An 11,851-nucleotide genomic window follows, 5' to 3' on the forward strand; every position below is an offset into this window, starting at 1 on the left:
TTCACTTCTCCCAAAAGATAAGGTTTTTTAGTCTTGGGTATTTTTGTATATCTATACTATCACTTTGCACTATGTCGCCATTGTCAAATTCGCAAGTTTGCTTGCCTTTATTATCAAGAAAAATTCTTTTTATTTTAACGCCATTTAGGTTGCTAAGCGTGGTAAATATATCAAAATCCTCTCTATAAGCACTCATATCTAAATGTGCTATTTTGTCTTTTTGTATTGTTTTTATGAGTTTGCGGGATTTTTTATAGTCTATTATTGCTTGGTGTTTTTGCAGATTTTGTGGATTGCTTCGCTCGCTTTGCTTGCTCGCAATAGAATCTAGCACATATTCACAATTTGCTAAGGCTTCATCATAGCTTTCTAACTCATAGTATTTAAAAGCTCCACCACCTTTATAATCCACTTCTTTGCTAATCCCACTCGCAAAACCTGCTATAACTTTTTTCATACGAGGAATGATAACCTTATAAAAATGCTCACCCATTTCTACACCTAACCATTTACGCCCTAGTTTTTGGGCTGTGGCTATGGTTGTTCCACTGCCTGTAAAAAAATCTAAAATTATGGAATTTTGCTTGCTGCTTGCTTCTATAATTCGTTGTAATAATGCTTCTGGCTTTTGAGTCAGACTAATATCTGATTCTATGCGTTCCATCTTATCCTTTGGGTCAAGATAAGATATATCATTCCAGCAAGAATCTAGCGGTTGTGATTGAAATATATATAAAACATCGTCTTTGCTAGGCTCTTTATTGGGGTTATTTCTCTTCCACTTGTTGAGATTTCTTTCTAATTTAAATATAAACAAATCTAAATTTTTAACATATAAATTAATAATATCGTGTTTTCTAGGATAATATCTTGTAGTTTGTCCAACAAAACTTTTATATGCCCATACTATTTCATTGACAAAATTATCCTCTCCAAAAACATTATTTAAAAGTTCACGCCCACGATAGTTTGCATTATGGTCTAAATGTAGATAAAAACTCCCCTTGCTGCTTAGTAAATCTCTTGCAAGCTCAAGGCGGTTATGCATTAAACTTAGCCATGTAGAATCTTGGAATTTATCTTTGTATTCAAAGTCGCTACCTGTATTAAAAGGCGGGTCAATATAAATTAAATCAATTTTATTTTGATATTTTGGCATAAGGGTATTTAGAGCTTGAAAATTATCACTTTTGATAAGCTCGCCATCAAGATGATTTTCAAGATTATCAAAGAGGCTTAGAATCTTAAAAGTCATTTCTTTACTAAAATGCTTTGTATCGAGGGGTAAAAAGAGGTATTGCTTTTTATCATCATTGCGAGCCGTATTTGTGCGACGTGACAATCCATTATTATTTGTTTGGATTGCTTCGGCTTCGCCTTGCAATGACAAAATAAAAGCTTCTTGCAAAGTCTCCAAAAACTCATTAGCATTAAAATTTTCACTAGCAAGCTTTAAATCCTGCCATTCTTTAAGCTGGGCTTTAAAACCCTTATCTTGCGTTAAATTTAACAAAAATTCCTGCCACAAGCTTTGTTCTTTAATCTGCTTTGCAATCTTATCAAGGCTAAAAACATAATGTACTTTTTTAGCAAATTTAGGTTTTAACCAAATTGCTTTTAGCTCATCTTCAAAATCAGCGATTAAATTTATCGTTAGCTTTGCGGCGTCTTTGATTTTTGTAATTTTTGCTAAAGTTTCTTGCGTAAAATCACTTAATTTATCATCTTTATGTAAATAGGAAAAAAGCCACAAGTCAAACTGCTCATTTAAAAACTCACGCGCATTTTTATGGATAAAAAAATCCACTTCATTTTGCCTTTTATAGCTTGAAAAATCCTTTTTTAAAGCTTCTTCATCAAGTTTATAAGGCTTTATGGATTTTATAAAATCCTCGCTAAATTCACTTGAGTTTTGCTTGAAAACATTGCTAAGATTCTCAAAAAGTTCTTTTTGATTGCTTACTTTTATGTTGATTGTTAAATCCTGCTCCTCTTTTTCTATGCTAGCTATTTTAAAAATTATTTTGTTTTTTGTATTATCAGCATTTTGTTTAAACTCGCTCGCATCAAATTTAAGTATATAATTTTCGCCCTCAAATTCCATGCTTTTATAAAGTGTATCAGATTTTACATAGTATAAATCCTGCGTTTTATAAAATAAGCTTGTATCGCTAGAATTGCTATAAACTCTAGCGTAAATGTTTTTATAAATGGGGGTAGTATTAAAAAAAGGCGTGCCTGTTTCGTTTAGATAAGTATCAAAAAAGGTATAAAGCTTGTTGTAAATATCTTGATTTTCATGAGTGTCTGCACCTATGAAATTTTCTAGTTTTGATTTTAAGTGTTTAAAATATTTTGCCTTAATTTCAAGCAAATTTGTAAAACCGCTTTTATCTTTTATATCTTTGATTTTTGAGCCAAGATAAGAGCTTTCTAATCTTGAGTAAAATTCTAATTTGTGATTCATTTTCCACCTTGATAAGTTTTATCTAAACATTATAACCAAACTTTACTTAAGCTTTTATTGTTCTAAGCTTGACAAATTTTAGCCTGCTTGGTTATAATCACGCTTTTTAAAAGTGTATATTTTTAGAAAATCAATCAAGGAAAAAGAGTGAAAGATCGATCTTGGCTTAGGATTATGTTTAATTCTTCAAAGTTTTTGTCTTGGATTTTTTTGCTTTTAGCTATAGCTTTTGAAGTGCTTGGCACGAGCTTTTTAAAGCTTGAAAATGTGAGTTTGGCTCTTTTTTTGATGGCTGTTTTTATCGCTATTTCTTATTTTTTTATGGGACTTTGTTTAAAACACATTCAAGTTGGCATTGCTTATGCGCTTTGGGAGCTTTTAGGCACGCTTGGTATAGTTTGTATAGCTTTGTTTGTTTTTAAAGAAAGTTTGAGTTTTACTCAAATTTGTGGCATTGTTTTAGCCTTTATTGGTATCATTTTGATCAATTTTGGCGAGGTTAAGCCATGAAAATTTATATATTTATCATCATTGCTTCAGCTATTTTAGATATTTTTGCTAACTTGGCTCTTAAAAAATCAAATACCTTTGAGAAAAAAAGCTGGGGGATATTTGCGATCATCTTAGCTATCCTAGCCTTTTTCTGCCTTTTTTTAAGCTTAGAATATGTGCCTTTAAGTATAGCTTATAGCACTTGGGGAGCTATAGGTATCATTGGCACTTGTTTGGGAGGCTATGTTTTTTATAAAGAAAAGCTTAATTTTATCGGCATTTTAGGCATAGCTTGCATTATCTTAGCTGTCGTGCTTTTAAATATTTAATTAAGCTTTTTTTCATCTTAAAAAGATAGAATTTATCAAGTTTACAGCAAAGGATAAGCCATGAAAACATTTCAAGTTGCTAATGTTAAATGTCAAAATTGTGTCAATTTAATCAAAAACGCCCTTGAAGACGAGTTTGGCAGTATCAAAATCAATCTTAACACAGAGCCAAAAACTTTAAGCATAAACTTAAGTGATGAAAGACTAGCAGAGTTTAAACAAGCCCTTGAAGAGCTTAATTTTAGCATTTTAAAAGAACTTTAAGCTATGCAAGAATGGCGTTTAAAAATCGGCAAAATGACTTGCACAAACTGCTCAAATGCGATTGAGCGTATATGTTCTAAAATGCAAGGTGTTGAAAAGGCAAGTGTTTCATATCTTAACGCCAGTGGGATTTTTTTACTTTCAAGCGAGGAAGTAAAGGCAAAAATTCAACAAAAAATCAAAGATTTAGGCTATGAAGTATTACAAAATGATGAGGATATATATGAATTTAAACTCAAAGAGCTTCAAAAGTTAAAATTCAATCTCATCTTAAGTGTGATAATAAGTGCTTTGGCTATGCTTTTAATGATGAGTTTTCATGGGATTTTAAGCGAGCTTTTGCAGATGGTTTTGGGACTTTTTGGGGTGTTTTATTGTGGGCGAGGCTTTTTTATACATGCGTTTAAGGGCTTGAAAAATCTAGCTCTTGATATGAATACCCTTGTAAGCTTGGGTTCTTTAAGTGCTGTGATTTACTCCTTTTTAGCTTTTTTGGGTATTTTTCAAACACATTTGTATTTTGCTGAAGCAAGTATGATTATCACTTTTGTGCTTTTAGGCAAATTCTTAGAAGAAAATGCTAAATTTAAGGCAAATAGCGCTCAAAAAGGGCTTGAAAAATTTGAGCTAAAAACTGCAAGATTAGTGCAAAAAGATGGCTCTTTTAGCCTTGTAAATCCTTCCTTTTTGCAAGTAGGCGATGAAGTGCTTGTTAAAGAAGGTGAAAGCATTAGCGTTGATGGCGTGGTGCTTGAGGGTAAGGCTGAAGTGGATATGAGTGTGATAAGTGGGGAGTTTATGCCCTTGCTTAAACAAAAAGGAGATGAGGTAGAAGCTGGTGGGTTGTTAGTAAGTGGTTTGTTGCGTATAAGAGCGAGCAAAAAGGCTATGGATAGTAATCTTGAGCATATTAAAAATCTTATCTTTCAAGCAAGCAATGCTAAAATGCCTATAACTTTGCTTGTTGATAAGCTTTCAGCGTATTTTGTGGGTGCGATTTTAATGCTCGCTCTTATCACTTTTATGGCTTGGTGGTTTATAGCCGGCTTAAATGAAGCTTTTTTGCATTCAAGTGCGCTTTTGCTTATCTCTTGCCCTTGTGCTTTAGGACTTGCAACGCCGATTGCTTTAGTTTTGGCTATACATAATGCCTCAAAACATCATATCCTTATTAAAAACCCTAGTGCTATAGAGCTTTTACGAAAGATAAAAGAGGGGATTTTTGATAAAACAGGCACTTTAAGCGAGGAAAAATTAAGCATTTATGCTCATAATTTAAGCAAAGAAAATTTTGAATTGCTTAGCAAGCTTGAGTATTTTAGCACTCATCCTATAGCCAATGCGATAAAAACAAATGATGTGGCTCAAGTTAAGCATATTAATAAAGACAAGCTCGAGTTTTTCACAGCTCGTGGGCTTTTATATACAGATGAAAAGGCTGTGTTTTTAGCTGGGAATGAGACTTTTTTAAAAGAAAGAGGCGTTACAATCTCTCAAGAACAGCACAATTTCGTGTTTGAAAATGCTAACCTTGCTCCTATTGTAGTGTATTTTGCTAAAGATAAAACTTGTCTTGGCTGTGTGTGCTTGCAAAATGAGTTGCGAAAAGAAGCACATACGCTCATTGCTTCACTAAAAGCTTTAGGTATAAAAAGCCTCATTTTAAGCGGGGATAATGAAAAAAGCGTGCAAAGTGTAGCTCAAAAGCTTGATATTAAAGAATATTATGCAAATTTAAAGCCTGAGGATAAGCTTGAGTTTATTAAAAAAAGACCAAATGCCTTTTTTGTAGGAGATGGAGTTAATGATGCAGCAAGTTTAAGACTTGCAAGTGTGAGTTTTGCTTTAAATGCTGGCTCAAATTTGGCTAAAGAAAATGGGGATTTTATCTTGATGAAAGATGATTTGATGGGCATTGATTATGCTTTGAGGCTTTCTAAGAAAACCTTTAGTATTATTAGGCTTAATCTTTTTTGGGCTTGTATTTATAATGCCCTTTGCATACCCCTTGCTGCTGGGCTTGTGCCAGGTATTAGCCTAAGTCCGCATATTGCTGCTCTTGCTATGTGCTTTTCTTCTTTGTGCGTGGTGATGAATTCTTTGCGGCTTAAAAAGGATATCTAAAAAAACAAGCTTAACCAAAAACTCAAATCACTCTTTTGTAGGTTCGCCAAAACACTCATCAAGTGCAGCTTTTGCTTCAGCTTGATGATCGCGAGCCTTTGCTCCTTGCCTTAGGCTTGCAAATTCAGCTTTTAAATCCTTTTGAGGCGTTAAACCTTGAGCATTTTGAAAATCTTGCGTTTCATTTATATTTTTTTTTTCGTCTAAATTTGAGCTTTGTTTAGCTTTTTGTAAATCCTGAAGCTTGCTCTCATCAATTTGCATAGCTTTTTGCACACTGAGTTTGGCATTTAAAAGCTTTAAGGCAAGCTCTTGGATAAGCTTAAAACCGCGATTTAAAATACCTTTATCTTCTTCACTAGCATGAGAACTTATGCTTAAAATATCATTTTCAAAGCTTATAAAGGCTGTAGAGCGTTCAAAACATTGTCCTAAGGTATAATCCCTATCATAAATTGCTTCAAGTAAGCGTTCATAAGGATTTTTCTTTTCTTCTTTTATACTTGTTTGAGGGCTTGGCTCATTAGGGCTTATCTTTTGCGTACTTATAAGCTTTTCTTCATTTTGTGGCACTTGGGGCTTGCTTAAGTTTTGAATTTCTTCATCAATACTCTTAAGAGCACTTGCTTCCATAAGCATAAAAGCCATAACGCAAAGCACAAAAGCATCATCATCGCAGTGAGCAAGCATGGTTTTTGCTCTTGAGAGTATCCTAAAAAAACGTTCATAAACAAGCAAAGAAAATTCCTCGCTTTTAGCAAAAAAACTTTCTTTAAGATAAAAAATCATCTCATCTATAACATTGCTCGCTTCATAATCTTGCAAGCTTTTTAAAAACTCAAGCACCTTTTCTTTATCTTTTTGTAAGATAAGCGTATAAAACTCGCTCACCTTTTGAGGATCTAAAAACCCAAGCATTTCAGCCATTTTCAGGCTAGTAAGTTCATTTTCACAAAAGATAATGGCTTGATCTAAAAGTGTAAGTGTATCCCTTAAAGAACCCTGCCCGCTTCTTGCGACAAGTTTTAAAGCTTCATTTTCAAATTTCACGCCTTCTAAATTTAAGATATGTTCTAAATGTTTTACAATCTCGCTTTGAGGAATTTGCTTAAAACGAAAATGCTGAGTGCGAGAAAGCACGGTAGCAGGTAGTTTTAAAGGATCAGTAGTTGCCAGTATAAACTTAACATAACTTGGTGGCTCTTCAAGGGTTTTTAAAAGAGCGTTTGCTGCTTGAGGCGTAAGCATATGCACCTCATCGATGATGAAGATTTTAAATCTTGCCATAGAAGGAGCGTATTTGGTTTGCTCGATAAGCTCTTGAATGTCTTCTAAGCCCCTATGAGAAGCTGCGTCCATCTCGATAATATCTATATGCTTGCCCTCAAGTGCTGCTAGACAATGCTTGCACTCCCCACAAGGTGTGGCACTTGGTCCTTTTTCACACACCAAGGCACGCGAAAAAATCCTTGCACTTGAAGTTTTTCCACTGCCACGAAGTCCTGAAAAAAGATAAGCATGGGCTAGGCGTTGGTGGTTTAAAGCGTATTTTAAGCTCGTGCTAATCGTGCTTTGCCCGATGAGTTCATCAAAGGTTTTAGGGCGGTATTTAATGGCAAGGGCTTGAAGCATTGTTACTCTCTTTGAATTTTCAATTTATTCGTTCATAATAGATAAAAGCTCGACATTGTCTTTAGTTTTTAACATCTTTGAGTATAAAAATTTCAAGGCTTCTACATCGTCCATTTGAGAAATGGCTGAGCGAATCGCCCAAATTTTTTGCAAATCACCCGGATTTTGCAAAAGTTCTTCTTTTCTTGTGCCTGATTTGATGATATTGATGGCTGGATAAATTCGGCGATCCGAGATATTGCGATCAAGCACGATTTCACTATTTCCTGTGCCTTTAAACTCCTCAAAGATCACATCATCCATTCTTGAGCCTGTATCTATGAGTGCAGTTGCGACTATGGTTAAAGAGCCACCATTTTCTATATTTCTAGCTGCTCCAAAAAATCTTTTTGGTTTATGTAAAGCATTAGCATCAACACCCCCACTTAAAACCTTGCCAGAGCTTGGCGTAGCGGTATTATACGCTCTTGCAAGTCTTGTTATGCTATCAAGCAAGATGATAACATCTTGTCCCATTTCTACCATTCTTTTTGCTTTTTCTATGACAAGTTCAGCTACACGCACATGATTATAAGCTGGTAGATCAAAAGTTGAGCTAAACACCTCTCCTTTAACACATCTTTGCATATCAGTAACTTCTTCTGGACGCTCATCGACTAAAAGCACGATGAGTTGCATTTCTGGGTGATTTCTAGCAACTGCTGCAGCTAGTTCTTTCATGAGCTCAGTTTTTCCTGTGCGAGGAGGTGCTACTATAAGTCCTCTTTGCCCCTTGCCTATGGGCGTAAAAAGATCAAGCACGCGTCCTGTAAGCTTGGTAGCTTCATATTCAAGTTTGATTTTTTCTGTTGGAAAGATAGGGGTTAGATTGTCAAATAAAGGACGTTCTCTTGCTTCTTGTAAAGGCATATAATTAATGGCTTCAATCTTAAGCAAGGCATAATATTTTTCTTGATCCTTTGGCTCTCTAACTTGCCCTGTAACGATGTCTCCTACTCTTAGGGCGAATTTGCGAATTTGAGAGTTTGAAACATAAGCATCATTTACACTATCGCTTAAATTTGCGTCCATTCCACGCAAAAAGCCATAGCCTTCATTTGAAATTTCTAAAATCCCTGTAAAAAGTATAAAGCCACCTGCTTTAGTTTGAGCCTTAAGTATCTCAAAGATAAGCTCTTGGCGACGCAGTTCTCTTGGGTTTTCAATACTAAGTTCATTAGCGATTTTAACGAGACTTTCTAAGTCTTGCAACTTTAAATCTTCGATTTTATACCCCTCCACTGGAATGTGGGTTCTTTGTTTTTTGTTATTTTCCATAAAACCTCGTAAGTTAGATAAGTAGTTTATTTTGTATGTTTAAGCTTAAATTCATTTGTAATTATAAGCAGTTTTACTTAAAAAAAAGCTAAATTTGCATTTTTTTATACCTAAGCCCTTTTTCAAGCAAATATGCTACAATTAAAACTTTAAATTCGCAATAAAGAAAGTAATGAAACAAAGAAAAAGATGAAATGCACACATTGCAAGCTTGAATTTAATAAGGCACAAATGCTTGAGAAAAACGGACATTTTTTTTGTTGCAAAGGCTGTGAAAGTGTGTTTGAGATACTTGAAAATAAAGGCTTAACAAGCTTTTATGAAAAGCTTGGCACACAAAGCCTTGAGCCAGCCAAACTAGAAGAAATAAGTAATTTTGATAGTTTTGTGCGTCATAACAAAGACGGCTTTAGTGAGATTCATCTTATCATCTCAAAAATTCATTGTGCAGCATGTATTTGGCTTAATGAAAAAATTCTCATCAGCGAAGAAGGCATTATCGAAGTGCAAATCAGCCCCTTAACGCACAAAGCACGTATAGTTTTTGATGAAAAATCAATCTCTTTAAAGCAAATTCTAACCCTCATTCAAAGCATAGGCTACACAGCAAGTGCGTATGATCCTTTAAAAGCTGAGTCAAAAGCTGTAGCTTTAAAAAGGGAGTTTTACTCAAGGCTCATCGTTGCCATAGCTTGCGTGATGAATATCATGTGGATAAGCATAGCAAAATACGCTGGTTTTTTCAGCGGTATGGATGAGGAGACAAAAGATATTTTAAATTTTGCCGAGTTTGTTTTGGCAAGTCCGGTGCTGTTTTACACCGGCTCAAGCTTTTATCAAGCTGCTTTTTATGCTTTAAAAAATAAAATCGTTACTATGGACTTGCTTGTCATTAGCGGTTCAAGCTTGGCGTATGTATATTCGCTTTGGGCGATGTTTTCAAGGGTCGGGGAAGTGTATTTTGACTCAGTAGCGATGATTATTTGCTTTGTTTTTGTGGGAAAATACCTTGAAGTGCTGATGAAAAAAAATGCAAGCGATACGATGGATGGCTTGAATGAGTTTTTAAAAGCTGAAATTTTAGTATTTGACGGCGAAAAATTCACCGCAAAAGATCCTTATGCAGTGCAAATTGGCGATATCATCAGCCTTAAAACAGGCGATAAAATCATCATTGATGGAATTTGCACCAAAGGTGAAGCAAGCATAGATAGCTCAAGCTTAAGCGGGGAAAACGAGCCTATCTTAATCAACAAAGGTAAAGAGCTTTATTCAGCCTGTATAGTCATAGACGGAAGCTTAGAATACAAGGCTAACAAGCTTTACAAAGACTCAAAACTTAGCCAAATCATCTCTTTGCTTGAATTATCTCAAAACAAAAAGCCAAAAATTCAAAGCCTAAGCGAAAAAATCAGTATGTATTTTTCAAGAATTATGCTTGTTTTGGCTTTGCTTTGTTTTGTGCTGTGGTTTTTTGTGCTTCAAAGCTCCTTTGAACTTGCTTTAGTTACGAGTATTTCAGTTTTAATCATCGCTTGTCCTTGTGCCCTAGCTCTTGCAACGCCTATTAGCAATCTTATCGCTTTATTTAAGGCTTTGCAATTTAAAATTTTATTTAAAAACTCAAGCGTGATTGAGGATTTAAGTAAGTGCAATCAAGTTGTATTTGATAAAACCGGCGTTTTAACCTCTGCAAAACTTGAAGTTTCGCGTTTTGAGTGGAACAAAAACTTAAATTTAAATGAACTTTTAAGCTTTATCAGTCTTTCAAAGCACCCTGTATCTGCAAGTTTGGCTGAGTTTTTAATCAAAAAAGGGGCAAAAGATGAACATTTAAATTTCACAGATTTTAAAGAGCTTAGAGCAAAAGGCTTAAGTGCGAACTTGAATGGGAGTTTTTTGCTTGGTGGAAATGCGTATTTTTTAAAAGAAAAAGGCTTGGAAGTAGCATATAATTTTGAAAATTCGTATTTTATTTATGCAAAAAATGATGAAATTCTTGCTTTTTTTGAATTTGAAAGTGTGTTAAAAAAAGGAGCAAAGGAGCTAGTTAGCTACTTAAAAGACAATCAAATTCCTATAACAATGCTTACTGGAGACAATGAAAAAGCCGCAGCTAAAATAGCAAAAGAGCTTGATATAAAGGATTTTAAAGCCTCTTGCCTGCCACAAACAAAAATGCAAATCGTGCAAGAGCTCAATAAAAAATACAAAGTTTTAATGGTAGGCGATGGCATAAATGATGCTTTAGCTTTAAAAAATGCAGCTGTTGGTATAAGCTTAAAACAAGGCTCTGATCTGGCAAATGAAACAAGTGATATAATCATGCTAAATGATGATTTAACAAGCCTTAAAAACGCTCTTAAGCTGTCTAAAAAAACCTTTGTTATCATCAAGCAAAACCTTGCTTTTTCTTTGCTTTATAATGCTTTGACTATACCACTGGCTTTTTTGGGGCTGATTAATCCGCTCATCGCTGCTCTTTCAATGTCTGCAAGCAGTATAGTTGTGGTGCTTAATGCTTTGCGTATAAAGGGGCTTAAATGAATGGTGTGATTATGATGATGATAGCGGTGTCGATTTTTGTCTTTTTTATCGCTTTAAGTGCGTTTTTATGGGGGATTAAAAACAAACAATTTGATGATGAATACAAATTTACAAGCTTAAATGATAGCGAAGAAGCCTTACATGATGCGATCAAGCTTGAAGAGCGAAAAAAAGAAGCTTTGAAACGCAAAAAATTTCAAAATGATGAAAAAACATAAAAAAATAAAATTTCAAAAAAGAATTTCGTAAGAAAAAGAGCAAGGAAAAAATTCCTTGCTCAAAAAGGCTTATTTTAGGGTTTCGATGTATTCTTCAATCGCCTTAAAATCAGCTTCAGTCAAGCCTTTAAGGTTGATCTTCATAATCGCACCTTGTCCATAAGCATTTCTCTTGCCCTCAGCATAATCTTTCATATACTGAAATCTCTCAGCTGATGTGAGAGAGTTTAAAGCTGGAACTTTGTTAAGATACACTTTTTCAGCTTTTGCTCCATGACAAACCGCACATTTTTTATAAAGTGTCGCTCCATCAGCAGCGTAAGCTGAAATCCCCATACAGGCTAAAGCTGTAATTGCTAATACTTTTTTCATTTGTTCTCCTTTTTGAAAAAATTTAATCAATTGATTATACATTATTTTTGTTTAACTTTGTCAAATTTTTTATCAAATTCTCAAAACAT

Annotated in this window: 10 protein-coding genes; 6 read left to right on the forward strand and 4 right to left on the reverse strand. The window is 34.5% G+C overall.

What is annotated here, in order from left to right; genetic code table 11:
• Position 1 precedes the first annotated feature (1 nt).
• Positions 2-2,467, reverse strand: coding sequence for a site-specific DNA-methyltransferase (locus DMB95_RS06605; protein ID WP_142931415.1), 2,466 nt, complete (start codon positions 2,465-2,467; stop codon positions 2-4).
• 174 nt (positions 2,468-2,641) lie between these two features.
• Here DMB95_RS06605 and DMB95_RS06610 point away from each other — a divergent pair, with 174 nt between their 5' ends.
• Genes DMB95_RS06610 through DMB95_RS06625 form a run of 4 tightly spaced genes read left to right on the forward strand, consistent with a single transcriptional unit; the run spans position 2,642 to position 5,676 of the window.
• Positions 2,642-2,977, forward strand: a complete 336-nt coding sequence (locus DMB95_RS06610; protein WP_142931473.1) for a DMT family transporter — start codon at positions 2,642-2,644, stop codon at positions 2,975-2,977.
• A gap of 2 nt (positions 2,978-2,979) precedes the next feature.
• Entirely contained in the window at positions 2,980-3,288 is a 309-nt protein-coding gene (locus tag DMB95_RS06615; RefSeq protein WP_142931474.1) for a DMT family transporter, read from the forward strand.
• 60 nt (positions 3,289-3,348) lie between these two features.
• Entirely contained in the window at positions 3,349-3,552 is a 204-nt protein-coding gene (locus tag DMB95_RS06620; protein WP_142931416.1) for a heavy-metal-associated domain-containing protein, read from the forward strand.
• A 3-nt stretch (positions 3,553-3,555) separates the two neighbouring features.
• Entirely contained in the window at positions 3,556-5,676 is a 2,121-nt protein-coding gene (locus DMB95_RS06625; protein ID WP_142931417.1) for a heavy metal translocating P-type ATPase, read from the forward strand.
• 27 nt (positions 5,677-5,703) lie between these two features.
• Here the strand turns inward: DMB95_RS06625 and DMB95_RS06630 are convergent, their stop codons facing one another.
• Positions 5,704-7,308: a DNA polymerase III subunit gamma/tau gene (locus DMB95_RS06630; RefSeq protein ID WP_142931418.1), complete on the reverse strand. Its 1,605-nt coding sequence runs from the start codon at positions 7,306-7,308 to the stop codon at positions 5,704-5,706.
• A gap of 24 nt (positions 7,309-7,332) precedes the next feature.
• Positions 7,333-8,625: a transcription termination factor Rho gene (rho, locus tag DMB95_RS06635; protein ID WP_137632548.1), complete on the reverse strand. Its 1,293-nt coding sequence runs from the start codon at positions 8,623-8,625 to the stop codon at positions 7,333-7,335.
• Positions 8,626-8,814: 189 nt separating this feature from the next.
• On the opposite strand from rho, the gene DMB95_RS06640 reads away from it, so the two are divergent.
• Positions 8,815-11,172, forward strand: coding sequence for a heavy metal translocating P-type ATPase (locus tag DMB95_RS06640; protein ID WP_142931419.1), 2,358 nt, complete (start codon positions 8,815-8,817; stop codon positions 11,170-11,172).
• Positions 11,169-11,390: a cbb3-type cytochrome oxidase assembly protein CcoS gene (gene ccoS / locus DMB95_RS06645; RefSeq protein WP_142931420.1), complete on the forward strand. Its 222-nt coding sequence runs from the start codon at positions 11,169-11,171 to the stop codon at positions 11,388-11,390. Before DMB95_RS06640 ends, ccoS begins: the two co-directional genes overlap by 4 nt.
• 69 nt (positions 11,391-11,459) lie before the next feature.
• Here ccoS and DMB95_RS06650 read toward each other — a convergent pair whose 3' ends face one another.
• Positions 11,460-11,762 carry a c-type cytochrome gene (locus tag DMB95_RS06650; RefSeq protein WP_142931421.1) on the reverse strand — a complete coding sequence of 101 codons (303 nt, stop codon included), beginning with the start codon at positions 11,760-11,762 and terminating at the stop codon, positions 11,460-11,462.
• Positions 11,763-11,851 lie beyond the last annotated feature (89 nt).

Origin of the sequence: Campylobacter sp. MIT 12-8780, from assembly GCF_006864535.1 — a bacterium.
Classification (GTDB): domain Bacteria; phylum Campylobacterota; class Campylobacteria; order Campylobacterales; family Campylobacteraceae; genus Campylobacter_D.

Bases quoted from the DNA above. Each gene is read 5' to 3' on its own strand.
- DMB95_RS06630 (WP_142931418.1), bottom strand. From the start codon at position 7,308: ATGCTTCAAGCCCTTGCCATTAAATACCGCCCTAAAACCTTTGATGAA.
- rho (WP_137632548.1), bottom strand. From the start codon at position 8,625: ATGGAAAATAACAAAAAACAAAGAACCCACATTCCAGTGGAGGGGTAT.
- DMB95_RS06650 (WP_142931421.1), bottom strand. From the start codon at position 11,762: ATGAAAAAAGTATTAGCAATTACAGCTTTAGCCTGTATGGGGATTTCA.
- DMB95_RS06620 (WP_142931416.1), top strand. From the start codon at position 3,349: ATGAAAACATTTCAAGTTGCTAATGTTAAATGTCAAAATTGTGTCAAT.
- ccoS (WP_142931420.1), top strand. From the start codon at position 11,169: ATGAATGGTGTGATTATGATGATGATAGCGGTGTCGATTTTTGTCTTT.
- DMB95_RS06625 (WP_142931417.1), top strand. From the start codon at position 3,556: ATGCAAGAATGGCGTTTAAAAATCGGCAAAATGACTTGCACAAACTGC.
- DMB95_RS06610 (WP_142931473.1), top strand. From the start codon at position 2,642: ATGTTTAATTCTTCAAAGTTTTTGTCTTGGATTTTTTTGCTTTTAGCT.
- DMB95_RS06605 (WP_142931415.1), bottom strand. From the start codon at position 2,467: ATGAATCACAAATTAGAATTTTACTCAAGATTAGAAAGCTCTTATCTT.
- DMB95_RS06640 (WP_142931419.1), top strand. From the start codon at position 8,815: ATGAAATGCACACATTGCAAGCTTGAATTTAATAAGGCACAAATGCTT.